Annotated in this window: 16 protein-coding genes; 9 read left to right on the top strand and 7 right to left on the bottom strand. The window is 59.3% G+C overall.

Annotation, left to right across the window (positions count from 1 at the left end):
• Nucleotides 1-22 precede the first annotated feature (22 nt).
• Together AC0V6X_RS15375 and AC0V6X_RS15370 are read left to right on the top strand one after the other, a co-directional pair.
• Nucleotides 23-1036 carry an efflux RND transporter periplasmic adaptor subunit gene (locus AC0V6X_RS15375; RefSeq protein ID WP_486185420.1) on the top strand — a complete coding sequence of 338 codons (1014 nt, stop codon included), beginning with the start codon at nucleotides 23-25 and terminating at the stop codon, nucleotides 1034-1036.
• A gap of 45 nt (nucleotides 1037-1081) precedes the next feature.
• Nucleotides 1082-2485, top strand: coding sequence for an efflux transporter outer membrane subunit (locus tag AC0V6X_RS15370; RefSeq protein WP_486185598.1), 1404 nt, complete (start codon nucleotides 1082-1084; stop codon nucleotides 2483-2485).
• Here the strand turns inward: AC0V6X_RS15370 and AC0V6X_RS15365 are convergent.
• Genes AC0V6X_RS15365 through AC0V6X_RS15345 form a run of 5 tightly spaced genes read right to left on the bottom strand, consistent with a single transcriptional unit; the run spans nucleotide 2482 to nucleotide 7775 of the window.
• Nucleotides 2482-3486 carry a HupE/UreJ family protein gene (locus tag AC0V6X_RS15365; protein WP_486185419.1) on the bottom strand — a complete coding sequence of 335 codons (1005 nt, stop codon included), beginning with the start codon at nucleotides 3484-3486 and terminating at the stop codon, nucleotides 2482-2484. The two genes, AC0V6X_RS15370 and AC0V6X_RS15365, sit on opposite strands and share 4 nt — an antisense overlap.
• Nucleotides 3483-4271 (bottom strand): peptidyl-prolyl cis-trans isomerase, encoded by a 789-nt coding sequence (locus AC0V6X_RS15360; protein WP_486185418.1) that lies wholly within the window; start codon nucleotides 4269-4271, stop codon nucleotides 3483-3485. Before AC0V6X_RS15360 ends, AC0V6X_RS15365 begins: the two co-directional genes overlap by 4 nt.
• Nucleotides 4271-6187, bottom strand: coding sequence for a DUF3604 domain-containing protein (locus tag AC0V6X_RS15355; protein ID WP_486185417.1), 1917 nt, complete (start codon nucleotides 6185-6187; stop codon nucleotides 4271-4273). The genes AC0V6X_RS15360 and AC0V6X_RS15355 overlap by 1 nt, the downstream gene beginning before the upstream one ends.
• Before the next feature lie 52 nt (nucleotides 6188-6239).
• Entirely contained in the window at nucleotides 6240-6689 is a 450-nt protein-coding gene (locus AC0V6X_RS15350) for a MaoC family dehydratase (protein ID WP_486185416.1), read from the bottom strand.
• Between the two features lie 3 nt (nucleotides 6690-6692).
• Nucleotides 6693-7775 carry a CaiB/BaiF CoA transferase family protein gene (locus AC0V6X_RS15345; RefSeq protein WP_486185415.1) on the bottom strand — a complete coding sequence of 361 codons (1083 nt, stop codon included), beginning with the start codon at nucleotides 7773-7775 and terminating at the stop codon, nucleotides 6693-6695.
• Between the two features lie 169 nt (nucleotides 7776-7944).
• Between AC0V6X_RS15345 and AC0V6X_RS15340 the strand changes: the two genes are divergently transcribed.
• From AC0V6X_RS15340 to wecB, 4 genes are all read left to right on the top strand, one after another.
• Nucleotides 7945-9210: a nucleotide sugar dehydrogenase gene (locus tag AC0V6X_RS15340; RefSeq protein WP_486185414.1), complete on the top strand. Its 1266-nt coding sequence runs from the start codon at nucleotides 7945-7947 to the stop codon at nucleotides 9208-9210.
• Nucleotides 9191-10456: a glycosyltransferase family 4 protein gene (locus AC0V6X_RS15335; RefSeq protein WP_486185413.1), complete on the top strand. Its 1266-nt coding sequence runs from the start codon at nucleotides 9191-9193 to the stop codon at nucleotides 10454-10456. The genes AC0V6X_RS15340 and AC0V6X_RS15335 overlap by 20 nt, the downstream gene beginning before the upstream one ends.
• Before the next feature lie 98 nt (nucleotides 10457-10554).
• Entirely contained in the window at nucleotides 10555-11859 is a 1305-nt protein-coding gene (gene wecC / locus AC0V6X_RS15330; RefSeq protein WP_486185412.1) for a UDP-N-acetyl-D-mannosamine dehydrogenase, read from the top strand.
• A complete protein-coding gene (wecB, locus tag AC0V6X_RS15325) occupies nucleotides 11856-12992 on the top strand; it encodes a non-hydrolyzing UDP-N-acetylglucosamine 2-epimerase (RefSeq protein WP_486185411.1) in 1137 nt (378 codons plus the stop codon). The genes wecC and wecB overlap by 4 nt, the downstream gene beginning before the upstream one ends.
• 12 nt (nucleotides 12993-13004) lie before the next feature.
• Here the strand turns inward: wecB and AC0V6X_RS15320 are convergent, their stop codons facing one another.
• The gene (locus AC0V6X_RS15320) at nucleotides 13005-13550 is read right to left on the bottom strand and encodes a hypothetical protein (protein ID WP_486185410.1); all 546 of its coding nucleotides are present in this window, start codon (nucleotides 13548-13550) and stop codon (nucleotides 13005-13007) included.
• Between the two features lie 283 nt (nucleotides 13551-13833).
• Between AC0V6X_RS15320 and AC0V6X_RS15315 the strand changes: the two genes are divergently transcribed.
• Genes AC0V6X_RS15315 through AC0V6X_RS15305 form a run of 3 tightly spaced genes read left to right on the top strand, consistent with a single transcriptional unit; the run spans nucleotide 13834 to nucleotide 18008 of the window.
• Nucleotides 13834-14556, top strand: coding sequence for a polysaccharide biosynthesis/export family protein (locus AC0V6X_RS15315; protein WP_486185409.1), 723 nt, complete (start codon nucleotides 13834-13836; stop codon nucleotides 14554-14556).
• A gap of 9 nt (nucleotides 14557-14565) precedes the next feature.
• A complete protein-coding gene (locus AC0V6X_RS15310; RefSeq protein ID WP_486185408.1) occupies nucleotides 14566-16779 on the top strand; it encodes a GumC family protein in 2214 nt (737 codons plus the stop codon).
• 8 nt (nucleotides 16780-16787) lie between these two features.
• The gene (locus AC0V6X_RS15305; RefSeq protein ID WP_486185407.1) at nucleotides 16788-18008 is read left to right on the top strand and encodes a glycosyltransferase; all 1221 of its coding nucleotides are present in this window, start codon (nucleotides 16788-16790) and stop codon (nucleotides 18006-18008) included.
• On the opposite strand, the gene AC0V6X_RS15300 is transcribed toward AC0V6X_RS15305, so the two are convergent.
• A complete protein-coding gene (locus AC0V6X_RS15300) occupies nucleotides 18005-18940 on the bottom strand; it encodes a glycosyltransferase family 2 protein (RefSeq protein WP_486185406.1) in 936 nt (311 codons plus the stop codon). The two genes, AC0V6X_RS15305 and AC0V6X_RS15300, sit on opposite strands and share 4 nt — an antisense overlap.
• Nucleotides 18941-18954: the final 14 nt, after the last annotated feature.

Raw genomic sequence — 18954 nt, 5'->3', positions numbered from 1 at the left:
CCCTCCAACGGAAACCTGCGCCATGGCCATCCTGCCTTCAAACCTGAGCTTCTCCCGCCAGATTCTGCCGATCATTGCTGTGATCACGTTGATCGTTGCGGCCATCTACATTTGGGCGAACCTGCCCAATCGTGAGATCGCTGATCCTGACAAGGAGCCTCCCAAGGCCACCGGACAGCTTGCCGATGCGGACCGGGTGGCTGGCGCCGGACTTGTCGAGCCTGCAAGCGAAGTGATCGATATTGGCTCTGCTTTGTCGGGCCTAGTGACCGACCTTAGGGTGTCGCCCGGCGACCGGGTTGAGAAAGGACAGCCGCTATTCCTAGTCGATGACCGTGCTGCCAGGGCGCGTCTTTCAGAGGCGAACGCAGCCATTCAGGAGGCACGCGCTGCCATCTCGGAGGCCCGCAATGCGCAGGCAACCGCTGCCCAGCAATTGGCGCTTTATGAAGGACTTACTGATCCCGCAGCCGTCAGCCGCTCTGAAGTGATCCGGGCAGAAGGCGAGGCCGCCGCTGCCAACAGTCGGCTTGGCGTGGCGCGTGCGCGCTTAAATGCAGCGCAGGCCCAGGCCGCCAGCGCTCGCACCGAGATCGAGCGTTTGACCGTGCGCGCTCCGATTGCAGGCGAAATCCTTGCCGTGAACATCCGACCGGGTGAGTTCGTTGCCACGCAAGGCGGCGGGAACGCGGCTCCCTTTATTCAGATGGGTGAAACCAACCCACTCCATGTCCGCGTCGATATTGACGAGAATGAAGCGGTGCGAGTGAAGTTGGGGGCTCCTGCAATCATCTCTCCGCGAGGGGCGGCAGAACTGCAGGTCGAAGCCACCTTTGTCCGCGCCGAACCACAGGTCGTGCCCAAACGCTCTCTTACCAACAGCGCCGCTGAGCGAGTGGATGTGCGGGTGCTGCAGCTGATCTACGCTCTGCCCCAAGACGCCACTTCCGATGCGTTCCGCGTTGGCCAGCAGATCGACGCTTTCATCCCTGCCAATGACAATGAGGGTGAAAGCAGTGATGAGGGAGGAGAGTAATCCAATGCGCGCGCTTCCCCCCGCCTCGCGACCCTCGCCCTTAGCCTGTCACTCGCGGCATGCGTTGCAGGCCCGCCGCCAGAAATCGCCACGCCGACGCCTGAGCTGCCGGCTCAGTTCCTTTACATACCCGACGCGACATCGAGAGCCGGTCTCGACGCGTTGTTGCCAACCAATGACGCGGCCTTCCTGGAGCTTGGAGGCGCTGCATTGGAAAACGCCCCCAGTCTTGCTGAGGCCCTTGCGAGGGTCGATGCCGCACGGGCGAGCGCGCGGCGCGCTGGGGCAGAGCGGCTGCCCAGTGTTGGCGTTGATGCGAGCGTTACGCAGACCCGGATCAACCCCGCGCAGTTCGGAGCGGACAACCCCTTCGCGCAGTCCATCGATACAACGCAGACCTCCTATGGCGCCAATCTGAGTGCAAGCTGGGATGCAGATTTGTTCGGTCGCTTGCGGGCGCAAGAACGCGCTGCACTAGCCCGGATCGATGCGGCAAGCGCTTCAGCAGCTGCTGTGCGCATCGCCCTGATGGGAGAGATCGCCACCAGCGTAACCGATTGGCGCGTGCTCGAGGCGCGGACCAAGTCCATCAGCGCCGATGTTGCTGCTGCGAGCCAACTTGCAGAGCTCGCCCGCACACGTGAGGAAGCTGGGATTGCGCCCGGATTTGACCGTGTACGCGCCGAAGCGGCAGCAAGTGCCTCTCGCTCTCGCCTTGCGGCATTGCAAAGCGAGCGCGTGCGGATTGTGGGGCGGCTTGTCACGCTGACTGGCCAAAGTGCCTCTCAGGTGATGGCCGCGCTTGACCAAGGTGGTCCGGCGCTTGAACCGCTGCCTGCCCCTGCAGCTTTGCCGTCCGACTTGCTCGCCAACCGACCCGACGTTCTCGCCGCTGCGGCAGAACTTGCAGCAAGCGACGCGGAGCTCGCGGCAACGGCTCGCTCGCGCTTCCCTCGGCTGACCTTGTCGGCAGTGCTGGGTCTTCTGGCCTTTGATCCAGAAGACCTGTTTGATAGCGACTCAGCTGTGCGAACTCTGACAGCAGGCATTGCTGCACCGCTTCTAGACTTCGGCAGAATTGAAGCGGAGATCGACGGTGCTGCTGCGAATAAGCGCATCGCCTTCGAAGCCTATCGCGGTGCGGTGTTCCAAGCGCTTGGCGATGCGGAAGCCGCCTATGGGTTGATCGCTGCGGCCGATGAGGAAGCCAGACTGGCGGCGGAAGAGCGCGATACGCTCGGCCGTGCTGCTCGGCTTGCCAATGACCGCTACCGTGCAGGGCTCGCCAGTTTCCTCGAAGTGCTCGAAGCGCGCCGCGCCGCCGATGCAAGCGGAGAGCGCGCGGCGGCGGCGCTAGGCCGGGCCGAAAGGGCTCGGATTGTCCTCTGGCAATCACTAGGCGGAGACACTCCGCAAGCGCTTGCAGAAATCGCAGCGGCGGCGGATTAACCGATTACCCGCTCAATCAGCCAGAAGCTGCCGATAGTCCCGATCGCATACGTCGCTAGTGTGAGCGCAGGACCTTCCGCCTTGGGCGCGGCCCTGGCCAGAAGAGCCATCAACGCGACCACCAGAGCGACGACGAGCAACTGCCCGGCCTCCACACCTAGGTTAAAGGCAAGCAAGGCTGTCGCGATCTCGCCTTGAGGCAGTCCAATGTCCGCCAAGGCGCCTGCAAACCCGAAACCATGGAACAAGCCAAATGCAAATGCCACCGCCCAAGGGTAGCGACGCGTAACGGTCATGCGCTCTGGATCGCGCAACACAACCACAACTTCGACTGCGAGAAAGACAATGGATAGGGCGATCAATGCCTCTACGGGGCGGCTGGGCAGCCCGGTATATCCAAGTGTGGTTGCAACCAAGGTGATAGAGTGCGCGAGGGTGAACGCCGTTGCCGCCTTCACCACGGGCCAAGGTTGGCGCACAAGAAAGACCAGCGCGACCACAAATAGGAGGTGGTCCCAGCCTAAGAGAATATGCTCTGCGCCGATGATGAAATAGTCGCGCAGCACGTCGATCGTGCTTGGCTCTGCGCGGACTGTGGCGACCGGGTCCTCGGCAGTCAGGCGGAAAGTTTGCGTGGGGCCCTGCAATGGGATCAGCCGTGCGATCGCATCGAACCGGCCAATCAACTCTGTAAGGCCGAAATTCTCGCCCGCAAGCGAGCCTTTGCAATCAAGCTCCGCCCGCCCAAACAGCGTCAAAGCGTTCGCGCGTTGGGTGGGCTCGCCCAGCATTGTGCAATTGTCAGGGATCACTGGTTCAGCCAGCGGCATGCTCAATCCGGTGCTCGTGGGCGCCCGGCTCGCCGACACGGTCAGCTTCCAGTCGAGCGAGTAGTCACCGCCCTCGCCCTCACGCAGCTCGATAACCGAGGGACGCAGTTCGTCAGCCGTAGCTGGAACTGCCAGCAGAGCAAAAAACACCGCGACCAAAAGCCGGATCACCGGTCAACCTCAACCCGGTAGGCACTCAAAAGCGCTTCATTTGCGCGCTTTTTGCGCGCCTCGATCTCGGCGCTGCGCCAGTCGTTCAAGACACGCTCGCGCTGGCTATCGAAGTCTGCCTCACCCAGCTCGCGCTCACGCACGCGAACAAGGTGCCAGCCGAAGCCTGAGGGAAGTGGGCCTTGCCAATCCTCACTGGCCTCTAGCGGCGAAAGAGTGCGCGAGAAGAGTTCCCCGAAACGGCTGGTGACTTCGCGCATCACCATCCCGTCGACGCTGGCCGGCAGGCTGATTGGCTGGCCTTGCTCTGCGCCGGATGCCAGCGCGTTCACCGCCTCTTCCTGAGTGGCAAAAAAGAGCTGGTTGAAGCTCACCGCGCCGGGGCCTGCGTATCTGACTCGGTTCTCCTCGAAAAAAGCGCGCAAAGTCGCTTCGTCGGGATCACCAGCCTCAGCGGCCAAGCCCGCAGACATGTCCATTTTCGAGATTATGCGCTGCCGCACCACCGCGTCGCCTTCATCAAGACCCAGGCGGAGGCCTTCCCGATACAAGACTTCGTCGCGGACATATTTCTCAATCGCAGCATCAAGCTCGGCATCCGTGGGAGAACGCCCCATTGTACGCTCAAACGCCAAGGCAAGCTCTGCTTGGCGTTCATCATTCACAGCAATTACGCGAGAGGCCGGATCAACCGGCGTTCCGCCCCAGGTAAGCGCGATGTAGACTATCGCGCCCAGTGCAAGGAAATGGACCATAGGTTCACGGGCCCAAGAAAACAGTTTCATCAGGCAGGCTTCAACCAGATTGGGGATGTATAGGCACGCTCTTGCGCGACCGCATCGGCCATCGCCTCTTCGGACAGCTCAAATCCAAAACGCACCGCGTCGAACAGGGTCCAGCGCGGGGTCGGGATTTCGAGCACGCGAACATAGTAGAATGCGCTTTCACCCTCGGCATAATCAGGATCGCGCCACGTAGTGCGCAGTTCCGCTGCACCGATTGTGTTGGTGTAGGTTGCATCCTCACGGTTCACTGTGTCGCCAACAAAGGGCACGCGCCCACCGCTCATGGGCCGTTCGTCGGCGTCGCTCCATACGACATCATAGATGCGCTCTTGCGTGGTGCCCGAGGCGTCGATCCACCCCTTCACAACTTGCACCCGGTCTAGGTTCGCGCCCTCAGGGTCTTTCAAGGCACTGATGAGGAAGCTTGGCGCAGTGCCTTGGTCAGAAAGTTCTCCGCCCATTGGCACGCCGCGTGTGTAGCCTTCGCGGACCCAGTCACCCTCCCAGTCGCTGGTTTCGAAGTCGAAGCCGCCAAAGACGCGCACCGTCATGCGCGGGCCAGTGGTTGCGTAGACCTCGCGCCGGGCAAAGGCGTCGAAGATTTCGGCTCGCGTGTTGCCTCGTGCCCACGCCGCCGCATAGCCGCCAGCGAGATAGTGCCAGCCGAAACGGCCGACCCGCGTACCAAGGTTCTGCGCCGTGATCGCGCGGTCTTCGCTCGCCGGCTCGTTGCCAGTGTGCTTGCCGTAGAAATTGTCTTCGTCACCCGTCGCCAGAGCCGTGTGGCTGTCAGTCGATCCGATCATCCCAAAGGCATAAGGATTGACGCCCAGCTGCGCTTCAAGGCTCAAACCGCGCAGCAGCGCCGAGCGAGCATAGGAACCGGGCAGCATCTCGGGCTCGGTCTTGGCGGTGAGGGGCAAATTACCAAGCTCCCAACCGGCAACGCCAAATCCTGCGAGCTCGTCATTGGGAGAAAGCAGAGGGTGGGTTTCGCTGTCGCCCTTGATCTGCGTGACCTCTACTACAGGCTCCATCTTCGCTCGCATTTCGGCATACTCGACCGTCATCGGCGAGCCATCGGGCAAGGTCGTCTCGAACATCAAACCGTTAGAGAGGTTCGGGTTGTGTGGTATTGCGAGCACCTGACCGCCAGTGTCGTCCATGTAGCTCTGCATATGCTTCCACAGACCCTGCGCCGTGGTGTTGAGGCCCGGGAAAGGCAGCACTTGCCCCGTCTTGTCGCGGCCATCGCGAAACATCACTACCCGGTGCAGATTGTTGCCATCGGGCATTGCGGTCCACTCATATCCGGCGAGCGCGGTGAAAGTGCCCGGCTCATTATACCGGTCGAGCATGTCGAGATGCGCGTTCCAGATTTCCTCGGTCGCTTCGCGCTGTTGCTCAGGATCGGCGAGCGCTTCGGGCACCATGCCCGTCGCGGCACGGGTGATGATCTCTGCCACTGCAAGCTGCGATTGCTCGGGGCTTTCATGCATCATGTCGTACCAGCGAAGCACAGTTTCATCGCCGATCACCCACGAAACATACCAGCGCGGCGCATCATATAGCCGCCTTGTCGCGCCGAGCGCATCGGAGTGGTCTGAGATCACAAGAAAGTCGAGCGGGCGCGCGAGCTGTGCTTCGCTGCCCGTGGTGGCCGTGACCGTGTCCCCGCGCGCAAACTGTAAGGCTGCTTCAGGGCCAAGCCGTACGCCAAAGCCAAACGCGTCGACTGAGTTGTCCGTGTGGAGGTGGGTGTCGCCCCAATAGGGCCTGTCGGGAAACTCCGCGAGTTCGATTGCGCCTTCGCCGGTGCCGGTCTGCGAAGGATCAACCTCCGCCTCGCCGCCGCACGACGCAAGGGCCAGAGCGCTCGCGCCCAATAATGACAGTCTTATCCACGTCGCGCGCATGGTCCCCTCCCTCTCTCCTACCGAACGGTATGTGATGCGGCAGGGGTGCGCGTCAAGCAGAACGCTGGAGCAATGCGGAGCGTTCGCAGCGGCAAACGACTTCATCGCGCTGGTTGAACAGTTCGTGCGTAAACGTGACGATCCCGGCTTCGGGGCGTGACTTGCTCTCGCGCAGCTCTTTGACTTCGGTCTCGGCGCGAAGAGTATCGCCGATAAAGACCGGTTTGGGGGTCACGACATGGTTGAAGCCGAGATTGGCGACCAATGTGCCAAGCGTCGTGTCACCCACCGATAGGCCGACCAACAAGCTGAACGTGAAGGTGGAATTGACGAGAATCTGCCCAAACCCGCTTTCCTTGGCCGCCTCAATGTCAAGGTGCAAAGGCTGCGGATTGTGAGTCATGGTCGAGAACAACAGATTGTCGGTCTCTGTCACGGTGCGGCGGATGTCGTGGGTGATGCGCTCGCCTACCTGCCATTCGTCAAAGAACTTGCCCGCCATTACTCAACCCTCCGCCAGCCAGCTGTCGATCACGCTTTGGCCGCTATCGTCACTCGAACGGACCGCGCCCGGCGTACGACTGAAACGCGGTGCGGGCGCGGTGTGCCACATGCCGTCATGCTCTACATAGGCGCCGCGCGCTTTCATATGCGGATGCTCGCGCGCTTCCTCCAGAGTAAGAACAGGACCAAAGCACGCGTCCGATCCTTCAAGGATCTCTGTCCACTCCTCGCGGGTTTTGGTCTTGAACAAGGCCGCTAGCTTTTCCGTGTTCGAATCCCAGTCGGGCGAGTTCATCTGGCCCTGCGCGAGCTCTGCCGGGGCGCCCGCTTTCGCTAGCAACTCCGCGTAAAATTGCGGTTCGATCGAGCCAATCGAGACCTCTTTTCCATCTGCGCATTCAAAGCAGCGGTAAAAATGCGCCGCGCCGCCCAGCATCCCCTTGCCACGGTCGGTAGTGAGAAAGGGATTTTGACGAACGCCGAAGAAGAAGCTCATCAGGCTTGTCGCGCCGTCGACAATCGCCGCGTCAACAACCTGGCCTTTGCCCGACCGCTCACGCTCATACAAAGCGGCCATGATCCCGAAGGCGCAATACATTGACCCGCCCCCGAAATCGCCAACAAGGTTTTGCGGGGGGATGGCAGTTTCACCGGCACGTCCCACGGCATCGAGCGCACCGGTAATCGCGATGTAGTTGATGTCATGGCCAGCGGCGTGCGCCAAAGGCCCATCCTGCCCCCAGCCCGTCATCCGCGCATAGATCAGTCCGGGATTATCGGCGAGCAGCTCATCAGGACCCAATCCAAGCCGCTCCATTACGCCGGGCCTTAACCCTTCGATCAACACATCGGCTTTGGCGCAGGCTTGACGACATAGCGCCTTACCTTCCTCGCTCTTCAGATCGAGTTCCAGCCGGTGGCGCGCGCGTTCGACCACTGGGTTTGAAACGGCACCTCCCGGACGGTCGATCCGCACCACCTCCGCGCCAAGATCCGCGAGCAGCATAGCAACGTGCGGTCCCGGGCCAATCCCGGCAAATTCGATAACCTTAAGACCGACAAGCGGACCGGCGGGTGCAGTCATTGGGGCTTTCTCCTTCTCACCGACCGCGTTGTAGGCGTGCGTATCAGGCTTGCAAGAGCCAGCTTGAGACAGCGCCTGTGCCAGTTCAGCATTGTGCATTGCACCACGCGGGGGGCCTTGCTAGGCGCGCTCCCTTATTGACTACGGTAGCTAAATTGGGAGCCGACCATTGAAGATCGCCATTTTTGGCCTGGGCTATGTCGGCTCGACCGCAGCGGGATGCATCGCCAGTGAGGGTCACACGGTCGTCGGCATCGATGTCAGCGATGCGAAAGTCGACGCGCTCAATGCAGCGCGTGCTCCGGTTTACGAACCCGGTTTGGATGAGCTGATCGCTAAGGCTCACGCCGAAGGCCGGATCAGCGCCACGACCAAGCTCACTGATGAGCTTGACGATGGCGACCTTGCGATTGTCTGCGTTGGCACCCCCAGCGGCGTCGATGGAGCGCATGACATGCGCTACATCGTCCAGGTCACGCAGGACATCGCCGCCGCTCTAAAGCCCGATCGCGCGAAGCCGCTGACCCTCGCCTACCGCTCGACCATGCGCCCGGGGACTTGCGAGAACATCATCTGGCCGATCATCGAAAACGCTCTGGGCGACAAAGCCAGCGACTTGATCGAGCTTGTCTACAACCCCGAATTCCTGCGCGAAGCGTCTGCCATCGCCGACTATTTCAACCCGCCGAAAATCGTGATCGGAACGCTGGGTGGGAAACCCTCAGCCAACATGCACGCGCTGCACGAAGGAATCGAAGCGCAGGTCTTCGAAGTCGGCCTGCGGGAAGCAGAAATCACCAAATTCGTCGACAATTCCTGGCATGCCGTGAAGGTTGCCTTCGCCAACGAGGTGGGCCGGGTGTGCCAAAACCTCGATATCTCAGCCAAGGCGGTGCACGAGATTTTCAAGAGCGATACGAAGCTTAATATCTCCGCCTACTACACGCGTCCGGGCGGCGCGTTTGGCGGATCGTGCCTGCCCAAAGATGTGCGCGCGCTGCAGTACATTGCCGCAGATACTGGCTCTGCGACGCATCTGGTGGACTCGCTCATCCGTTCGAACGAGGCTCACAAGCACCACCAGTTCCTCCATGCAACACAAGGGTTGGAACGGGGTGCGAAAGTGCTTCTCGTTGGTCTCGCTTTCAAGCTGGAGACCGATGATCTGCGCGAAAGTCCTGCGGTTGATATGGCGCGCAAGCTGCTGGAGGCGGGATATGATCTCGATATCTATGACCCACAGATCGAACCCGCGAATCTGGTCGGACAAAACCTTGGCTATGCCTATGCGTGGCTGCCAAAGATCGACGATCTGCTGGTCTCGAAAGAGGCGGCTGAAAGTGGCGAATATGCGGTGGTGATTGCCACCAATCGTTTGATCGACAGCCTTGCAATCGACGGCGCAAACATCGTCGATGTCAGCAGCATCGCCTGACACGATGAACGACATCAGCAGCTCCGCCGAAGAGGGTATCCCCAAGGTCATTGAGGGTGAACCGCTCAAAGACAAGCACGTTCTGATCGTGGTCGAAAACCTGCCTCTGCCCTTCGACCGCCGGGTTTGGCAGGAGGCGCGCACCTTGAAAGCCGCAGGCGCGCATGTCTCGATCATCTGCCCGACGGGGAAAGGGCACGAAAGCCGCTTTGAGGTCATCGAAGGGGTGGAGATCCACCGCCACCCGTTGCCTCTGGAAGCAAAGGGTGCGTTGGGCTTTTTTCTGGAATACGGAGCTGCGCTTTTCTGGGAGACGTGGTTGGCCTGGAAGATCCACTTGAAGCGCCGGATCGATGTCATTCAGGGCTGCAATCCACCTGATCTCATTTTCCTCGTTGCGCTGCCGTTCAAGCTGCTTGGTGTGCGCTACATCTTCGATCATCACGACATCAATCCCGAGCTGTATGAAGCCAAGTTCAACAAGCGCGGGTTCTTCTGGCAGCTGATGGTGCTGTTCGAGAAGATCACGTTCAAGGTGGCCGACGTCACTATCGCTACCAATGAAAGCTACAAGGCCATTGCCGTCGAGCGCGGAGGCATGGACCCGAACCGCGTTCACGTTGTGCGCTCAGGCCCAGACCTGTCCCGTTTGAAGCGCGTCGAGCCGGTCGAGAGCTGGAAAAACGGACGCGATCATATGGTCGGCTATGTGGGCGTGATGGGCGAGCAGGAAGGGATCGACCTTCTGATCGATGCGGTAGATCACATCGTGCGCAAGACGCACCGCGAGGACATCCAGTTCGTCCTTGTCGGGGGCGGACCTGCGCTGGAAGATCTGAAGGCACTGACGGCCGAAAAAGGCCTTGCCGACTTCATCACCTTCACCGGACGCGCGCCTGACCAAGACCTGTTTGAAGTGCTCTCGACCATGGATATCGGGGTCAATCCCGACCGCGTGAATGCGATGAACGACAAGTCCACCATGAACAAGATCATGGAATATATGAGCCTTGAGAAAGCCATGGTGCAATTCGACGTGACGGAAGGCAAATTTTCCGCGCGCGAGGCTTCGCTCTATGCTGCTCCCAACGACCCGATCGATATGGCCACAAAGATCATCGAACTCGTGGATGATCCCGAGCGGCGCGCTGCAATGGGCAAGTTTGGACGCGAGCGCGTGGTGAAAGAGCTCAACTGGCAGCACCAGATCGACCCGCTGCTGGCCGCTTACAAACAGGTTTTCTGAGTAAACTGCACCCGCCAGAAAATCGTATTAAGCCTAACGCGATCTTTACCCCTTTTGCGCCATGACCTGTCGAGAGAATTCTCGAGGATTATGCGCGCATGAATGCCCCTTTTGACACAGCGACGGCCTTTGGCCCTGGCGCGGCTGTCCAGCCGGCCCCCGATCATCAGGTTGCGGTGATTGGTCTGGGCTATATCGGCCTGCCCACTGCGGCAGTGCTGGCGAGTTATGGCTGGAATGTTTGCGGCATCGATGTCTCTGAAAAGGTAGTCGAAACTGTCAATTCAGGCGGCGTCCATATCGAGGAACGCGATCTCGACCGGTTGGTGCGAGAGGCAATCGAGTCCGAGCGTCTCACTGCCTCGACCGAAGTTCCCGCCGCGCACTTCTACATGATTGCGGTCCCGACGCCGCTTACGGAAGAAAACACGCCCGATATCAGCTATGTAGAGAGCGCTGCCCGCGCAATTGCCCCGAAGATTCTGCCGGGCGCCTGCGTGATCGTCGAGAGCACTTCGCCCGTTGGCACCACTGAACGCGTTGCCCAGATCATCGCCGAAATGCGCCCAGACCTGAAACTCCCGGTTTTCGGATCGCAAGAGGCAGGTGACATCGCCGTCGCCTATTGCCCAGAGCGCGTTCTGCCCGGCAAAATCGTGCGCGAGCTGGTTCAGAATGACCGCGTCATTGGCGGCGTAACACCAGCCTGCGCAGAGCGTGCCTCTGCCCTCTATTCCAGCTTCGTCGAGGGTGATTGCCTGACCACGAATGCGCGCGTCGCAGAAACGGTGAAGCTGACCGAAAACTCCTACCGCGACGTCAATATCGCCTTTGCCAACGAGCTTAGCGTGGTTGCGGATGATCTAGGCGTCGATGTCTGGGACGTGATCGCACTCGCGAATCGCCACCCGCGGGTCAACATCCTCCAGCCGGGCCCCGGTGTCGGAGGCCATTGCATCGCGGTCGACCCTTGGTTTCTTGTCTCCAGTTCGCCGAAAGCCGCACGGTTGATCCGGACGGCACGCGAAGTGAACGATTTCAAAGCGACTTACACAGAACGTCGCATCCGCGCGCTGCTTGACGCTGTTCCGGGCGGCAAAGTTGCCTTGCTTGGCCTTGCCTTTAAGCCTGACATTGACGACTTCCGCGAAAGCCCGGCGCTCGAGATCGCCCTGAGCCTTGCGCGCACACGCGGATCGCGGATCATGGTGGTTGAGCCCTTTGCCGACGAACTGCCTGAAGGCTTTGCCGGCACCGGTGCACAACTCGCCAGCCTTGACGACGCGCTCGCAACCGCCGAAGTCGTCGTTGTGCTTGTTGACCACACCGCGTTCAAACACCTCACGCCAGCCGACCTTAAAGGCAAGCTGGTCTTTGACACGCGCGGAATGCTCAAACGATGAGCGAGCGCGGCGCGCGTCCTCGTATTCTGGTGACGTTCGGGACCCGCCCCGAAGCGATCAAGATGTTCCCCGTCGTAAACGCCCTGCGCGAACATGGCGGGTTCGATACGCGCGTAGTGGTGACCGCTCAGCACCGCGAAATGCTCGATCAGGTCATGGAATTGGCTGGGATCACTCCCGACATTGATCTCGACCTGATGCAGCACGGACAGAGCCTGGATGCGCTGTCGGCGCGGATTATCACGCGGTTCGGAGAGGCGCTGGACGCGGAGAAGCCTGACCGCGTGCTGGTCCATGGCGATACGCTAACGACGATGATGGCGACGCTCGCCTGCTATTTCCGCCGCATTCCCGTCGGCCACGTCGAAGCGGGCCTGCGAAGCGGCGACATTTACGCGCCCTGGCCAGAAGAGGTAAACCGCAAGGTCACCGGTGCAGTGGCAAACTTGCACTTTGCACCAACCGACAACGCAGCCACTGCACTGCGCGCCGAGAATGTGAGCGAAAGCGCGATCCACATCACTGGAAACACCGTCATCGATGCCCTTCTAACCGTGCGCGAGCGGCTCGCGGCGAACCCTGCTTTGGCGCCTGAAATCGCGCCATTGAAGGAACGTTTTTTTGGTAAGAAGATCATCGCCGTGACAGCGCATCGTCGGGAGAATTTTGGCGAGGGAATGCATCAGATTGCTTCGGCGCTGAAGCAACTGGCAGATCGTGAGGACTGCGCGATCATCTATCCAATGCACCCCAATCCCAAAGTGGTCGAGGTCATGCGCCCTGCCTTGGGTGGCAACTCAAACATCGCGTTGATCGAGCCGCTCGACTACTTCAACTTCGTCGCGATGATGGATGCATCCCACATCGTGCTGACCGATTCGGGCGGGATCCAAGAGGAAGCCCCAAGCCTGGGTAAGCCGGTCTTGGTAATGCGCGACACGACAGAGCGCCCTGAAGGTGTGAGTGCAGGAACCGCTAAGCTCGTCGGCGCTCGAACCGACCGCATTCTATGCGAAACCACACGCCTGCTGGACGATGCCGACGCCTATGAAGCAATGGCCAAAGCTCACAATCCCTATGGCGACGGCAAAGCCAGCCGCCGAATCGCTGATATCATTGCGTCGGCCCACTGATCCAGAGGGGCGCTATGGCCGTGCCCTTACCAGTTTCATATAATACAGCGATCCCCCCAGCACGATCAGGCTTGTCCCCAGGTCGGCAATCCAATTGAGCTTGAATGGGCCATAGAGCACTCGATCGATCATGTGCAGCGAGATCATCCGCAAAAGGACCAAGAAGACCATTCCTGCGCCGCTGACTAAGGCAGCCATAGTGACGATATTGCGTCGCCCCCGTAACTTGCGGGTCGCGTGATAGAGCCAAACCAGGCCGCTCAACGCGACCGCGACAATCACTACCGACGCGACGATACCCTGAACTGAGCGGCGCTCTTCATAATTGCCCTCACTGCGGAGCATGTCGCGCATGGCATCACGGGCCCACTCTTCGATGCCGAACCCACGCAGAACGATCAGAACCACAAAGAGTGCAGACAGCCCGAGCCAGACATTGCGGTTCCAAGTCGGTTGCCCCGTCTTCGCCGCCGTCCCGCAGGCAGCCATGCTGCTAAGCGCTACGCCGGCGTAAAAGACAATCGCGATCAGGCTGAGGATTGAGACGTTGTCGGACATGCACCTTATCCAAACACGGGCCTTTTCTGGCCTCTGGTTGTTTCACTTCGGGACAGCACGATAGGTCGCTCACCCGCGGCTGCAAGCAGGCTCTGCGTTAAGGCCGTCGAAAACATGTTCGCATTGAGCGGATTAGGCATCAGAACTGTTGGAATTCCGCCACTTCCTGTGTCGTCGCAAAGTAAAGGCACGCGACGAAACATTACGTAAAATCGCTCTTGAACCTTGTTGCACTGCGAAAGGTGAGCGTCTAAGCACCAATCGCATAACAATGGAGGGATGTGTGACCTTTTCCAAATCTGGCGTTTTCAAAACTGGCTTGAGCATTGCATGTATGGCGGCATTGGGAGCCTGTGCTTCGACACCTGAGCCGGTAATCGGCACGGCAGCAAGCACCGCTCGCTCTGACCTAGGCCAAGCCGGTTTCAGCCAGATGCGCTCGAAGACATATCTTCTGCGCCCTTCCGATCAGATTTCGATTAATGTGTTCCGTGAGCCTGACTTCTCGATGGAAAACGTTCGCATTGGTGTCGAAGGCAATGTTTCCATGCCGATGCTGGGTTCGATCCCCGCTGCGGGCATGACCGCAGCCCAGTTCGAGCAAAACGTGACCCAGCGGCTTGCGGCTGCTGGCCTGCGCACGCCGATGGTGTCGGTCAACATCAACGAATATGCCTCGCATCTCGTTACTGTCGAAGGCGCGGTTGATAGTCCGGGCGTTTACGCATTCGCCCCTGGCTCGCGCCTGTCGTCTGCCATCGCTTTGGGCGGCGGAATGACGCGTTCTGCCAATAGCGAGCAAGTGGTTGTTTTCCGCGAAGGTCCTGACGGCATTCGCGTTGCTAAATTCGACTACGCCCAGGTTAGCCAAGGCACCATGCTTGACCCGATCCTTGAACCCGGTGACCGGGTTGTTGTGGGTACCGATGGCCTTTCGGTCTTCTGGCAGGACTTCCTGCGCACGGTTCCCGCGTTTGGCATCTTCTCGAACGCAGTACGGCGATAAGTTAAAGACATGAACGACCGCTCGATTATTGAATCCCCTGACCCCCGCAGGGGTGGTGACCTTTGGGTTGATAGTTATCTGCCCGAAAACGGTTATGGGCCTCAAAAAGAGAGTGGTTTTCTCATCGACACAGCTTGGTTGCGCGGTGCGATGTTCCGCCAGCGTTGGATCATCATCAGTGCGGTCCTCGCATCGTTGCTGATCGGGCTGGTTGTGACATTGCTGTCCACGCCGATCTATCAAGCGACGGCAACGACACGTATTGAGCCTTTCGGCAATTACATCGTTGAAGGGCAGGACGTTTTGACTCCTGTGTCTTCCACGCGGGAGATCGACAATTACCTCGCAACCCAAGGCGAAGTGATTGAAAGCCGCAACCTGGCCGAGGTGGTTGCGCAGAGTCTTGATGAAGGTGCCATCACTGCGCTTCTTGGCGAACAGATTGACGAGAGTCGCCCGGCCGATAGCTCGGATGAGCAATGGCTTGAGACAAAACGTTCGCGCGCAATTGGACGGCTTCAAGGGGGCGTTACCGCTGACCTTCCCTATGATAGTCGGATCATGACGATCCACTTCCGGTCGCCCGATCCGGTGGTGGCAACGCAGGTGGCGAATGCTTACGCCGTGGCATTCTCGCAATCGGATACGCGGCGCAATCTCAGCAGCAATGAGTATGCACGTGAATTCCTTTTGGAACAGATCGCCGAAGTACGGGGACGGTTGGAAGAGACTGAACGGGCAGCGAATGCCTATGCTCGCGGTGTAGGGATCGTTACCCAGGCGACCACTGGCACCGCTGGCGAGGGCGGTCAGACAATCACCGGCGCGAACCTGTCGAGCATCAACCAGACCGTGGCCGACGCACGAGCCAGGCGAATCGCTGCAGAGCAGAAGTGGCGTTCAGTGGCGAATATCCCGGCCTCGGAAATGACCGAGGTCTTGGGCAGCCCTGCCATCCAGAGCTTGCTCTCCCAGCGAGGACAGCTTGAAGGGCAGCTCGCCAATCTTCGCCAACGTTATAACGATCAGTTCCCGGAAATCGTCGATGTTCAGGCGCGAATTGGCTTGATCGACCGTCAGATCGAGCAGACTGGCGACAATATCAAGGCGGCCATCCGCAGCGAGTTTATCATCGCTCGCAACCAAGAGGCAGCCCTGCAAGGTGAGCTGGCATCAGCCACCGAAGACGCCCTCGTCGAGCAAGATCAGAAGATCGAATATACCGGGCTGGAGCGTGAGGCCGAGGCTTTGCGTGGACAACTCACACAATTGCTCGACCGTTTCAACACGATCAGCACAGCGGCAAACGTACAGTCAGGCACGATCACAGTGCTCGACCAAGCTATCGTCCCGCGTAACCCGGTTGAACCGGACATCGTTCAGAACATGATCCTTGCGCTAGTCCTAGGCATTGCGGTTGCTGGCGGTTTGGCCTTGGTGCGCGAAATCTTCGTAGATCAGTTCCGCAGAGCGGAGGACCTTGATGAGCGTCTTGGCCTCCCGGTTCTGGGCATCACGCCTTATGTTAAGTCGGACGATATCGACCAGCAGGAGGCCAACCAGTTCAGCTCGCTGATGGAGGCCTATGCCTCGATCCGATCAACCATCGATTTCGTAGTCCAGCGCGATGGAGCGGTCGTTCAGCTCACCAGCTCACAGGCTTCTGAGGGTAAGTCCACTACGGCCCTGATCTTGGCTGAGTTGTTTGCCCGTCTTGGTCGTCGCACCCTGCTGATTGACGCTGACCTTCGCAAACCTTCGATCCTCAAACTGCTTGAGGTCGAGGCGAAAGATGCTGGGATCGCTGAAGTACTGCTAGGCCACAGCGAAATGGAAGACGCTCTTATCCAGGGCGTGCATGAAAACCTCGACATTCTTTCAGTGGCCGGTGTTCCGCCTAACCCTGTTGAGCTCTTGTCTTCTCGCCGCTTCCGCGATTTCATCGCCAAGCAGCGCGAGGAGTATTCGCTGGTTCTGGTCGATTCGAGCCCTGTTCTCGGTCTCGCTGATTCGCCTCAGATCGCACAATGTGTTGATGCGTCGATCTTCGTGATCGAGGCCAACCGCACGAGCTTCTCGCAGGCCAAAACGGCGCTGGGTCGTCTGCGGGCAGTAGGCGCGAATGTGATTGGCGGAGTGCTAACCAAATATCGCGCGCTCGAAGCGGGATCTGACTTTGGCTACCAGTACCAGTACTATCAGTACGGCGACGACAAGGACTAATCAGGCCAGTGTCGGACGCTGTTCCATCGCGCATTGAGGGCGATGAGCGTCCGTTGATCTTGCACCTATCCGGAGACTTCCCGGACACGGTTGAGCCTTTCAAGACCAAAGCGATCCAAGCCCTTCTCGATCTGACACAAGATGACTTCGATCATCATGTGGTCTCGATCAATCGCGTCGATCCAGGGCTTGTTGCGACTGTACGGCATTTGGCGCGAGCCAGCTCCTCCTTGCCCGTAAGCACCCAGCCGTTCGAGTATGGCACGGCCATCCGCTACACTGCTCCCGGCAAAGGGCTTCGGCACCGCACAAAGCTGGTCCAATTGGGTGATTGGCTTGCAGGCTACATTGGCAAGCTGGAACGCAGGCCTGATCTGCTCATAGGGCACAAGCTCTCGATCGAGGGGATCGCCGTACAGCGTGCCTCGACATTAACTGGCATCCCATTCGCGCTTTCGATCCAGGGCAACACCGATACGAAGATATTGAAGCTACGCCGCGATCTGCGTCCACATCTTGGCAAGGTCTTGGCTGAGGCGGAAATAGTCTTTCCATTTGCGCCCTGGGCTCTAAAGGATGCGCAAGGGATGGTGCAGACTTCACCCAAGCGCACCCAACTGCTGCCTTGCGCAACCGAGCTGGATAGTCCGCTTGCTCCATCCAGCTCCGGCACCGGTCTCGTCAGCGTCTTCCACCTCAAGAATTTTGATGACAAGAATTTCGCCCGTCTGGTAGAGGCGCAGCGGGAGCTAGCAAAGCGCACCGATGTTGCGCCTCTAGAAATCATTGGCGGGGGCAGCGAAGCTGATTGGGAAGCCGCTCGCAGCATCGTTGGCAATGCGCCCGCCATCAAGCTGACAGGGGCTTTGGACAGAGAAGGCGTGCGCGCTCGTCTCAACCAAGCAAGTGCGATGGTCATGCCTTCTCAAAGGGAGACATTTGGCCTCGCGTTTGTCGAAGCGCTGTTTTCAGGCGCCCCGATCATTTACCCGCAAGGCCGCGCCGTGGATGGGTATTTTGATGGCTGCGGATTTGCACTTCGCGTCGATCCGATGTCGCCAAACTCCATTGCTAACGCTATGGAATATGCATTGGCGAACGAGCGCGAAATGAAGGCAGAACTGGCCGATTGGCAACAGAGCAACGAGGCGAAGCGGTTCACCCGGACAGAAATAGCCCGCAGCTTTAGAGAGGGGTTGCTCTCCGCTCTCAACACGCCGAAACGCTAGTCTTTGTAGCCTGCCATCCAGCTCTTGCGCTGGCTCCAGACCGTCGCCCAAAGTTGGCGCGTATCGCGCTTTCCGAACGCTATACCCAGGACCAAGGAAGCGGTTCGGCGGCACACTGCCCATAGCCAGAACATCGATAATCCTAACGGGACCTTCCATGCGGGCCAGTGATCGCGGATCAATGTGGCCTTGGCCCGTTTGACTTTGATGTGCTTCTCCGCGGCGCTTTTGGTCGACGCGCCCACCAGATGCATGATCTGTGCATCGGGAGTGATCATTGGCTTGTAACCCAGCTTATGCGCCCGCAAACACAGATCGACCTCCTCGCCATACATCCAGTATTTGCGCCTAAAGCCGTCCAAGTCGCGCCAAAGCTCGGTTGGGAGCATGAAGAAACACCCGCTGACAATATCGACCTGCCGAACTGTATCACGCTGCCACCCGCCCATAGCCTCGGGGTTGAAGAAGCTGCTTGAGCGAAACACCCGCACCAAGCCGACAGCCGAACAAAATAGGCTCCAAAGCGACATCTGATTGGCGCACGATGTCGGGTTAAGCGAGCCATCAGGGAAAACGGTCCGGCCACCAACAATGCCAGCTTGCGGATTGTTTTTTGCAAACCGCAGCAGATTGGCGATCGAGTTCTCATGCGTTTCAGTATCGGGGTTGAGCAGCAGTAGCCAATCGCTGGTGACCATCTTCGACGCTTCGTTGTTGCCCCCCGCAAAACCGAGATTATCCTCGCAGGCAACCAGTTCCACTTGCGGAAAATGCTCAGCGACCGCGGCGGCTGAACCATCCTGTGACGCATTGTCCCACAGGATGACCTGCAAGTTCATTCCGGCCGTCGTCGCGTACAGCGTCTCAATCGCTTTGAGCGTGAGCTCGCGCGTGTTGTAGCTGACGATAATGACCGAGAGATCGGGTTTCATTAGATTTGTAAATC

The organism is Erythrobacter sp. S267 (assembly GCF_057365045.1).
The sequence above is the reverse complement of the archived record's forward strand: the minus strand, read 5'-3'. Positions and strand labels throughout refer to the sequence as shown.

What these genes read in the sequence shown, in the direction of transcription:
- AC0V6X_RS15335 (WP_486185413.1), top strand. Translation starts at nt 9,191, where the DNA reads ATGTCAGCAGCATCGCCTGACACGATGAACGACATCAGCAGCTCCGCC.
- AC0V6X_RS15345 (WP_486185415.1), bottom strand. Translation starts at nt 7,775, where the DNA reads ATGACTGCACCCGCCGGTCCGCTTGTCGGTCTTAAGGTTATCGAATTT.
- AC0V6X_RS15350 (WP_486185416.1), bottom strand. Translation starts at nt 6,689, where the DNA reads ATGGCGGGCAAGTTCTTTGACGAATGGCAGGTAGGCGAGCGCATCACC.
- wecC (WP_486185412.1), top strand. Translation starts at nt 10,555, where the DNA reads ATGAATGCCCCTTTTGACACAGCGACGGCCTTTGGCCCTGGCGCGGCT.
- AC0V6X_RS15320 (WP_486185410.1), bottom strand. Translation starts at nt 13,550, where the DNA reads ATGTCCGACAACGTCTCAATCCTCAGCCTGATCGCGATTGTCTTTTAC.
- AC0V6X_RS15300 (WP_486185406.1), bottom strand. Translation starts at nt 18,940, where the DNA reads ATGAAACCCGATCTCTCGGTCATTATCGTCAGCTACAACACGCGCGAG.
- AC0V6X_RS15375 (WP_486185420.1), top strand. Translation starts at nt 23, where the DNA reads ATGGCCATCCTGCCTTCAAACCTGAGCTTCTCCCGCCAGATTCTGCCG.
- AC0V6X_RS15355 (WP_486185417.1), bottom strand. Translation starts at nt 6,187, where the DNA reads ATGCGCGCGACGTGGATAAGACTGTCATTATTGGGCGCGAGCGCTCTG.
- wecB (WP_486185411.1), top strand. Translation starts at nt 11,856, where the DNA reads ATGAGCGAGCGCGGCGCGCGTCCTCGTATTCTGGTGACGTTCGGGACC.
- AC0V6X_RS15360 (WP_486185418.1), bottom strand. Translation starts at nt 4,271, where the DNA reads ATGAAACTGTTTTCTTGGGCCCGTGAACCTATGGTCCATTTCCTTGCA.
- AC0V6X_RS15310 (WP_486185408.1), top strand. Translation starts at nt 14,566, where the DNA reads ATGAACGACCGCTCGATTATTGAATCCCCTGACCCCCGCAGGGGTGGT.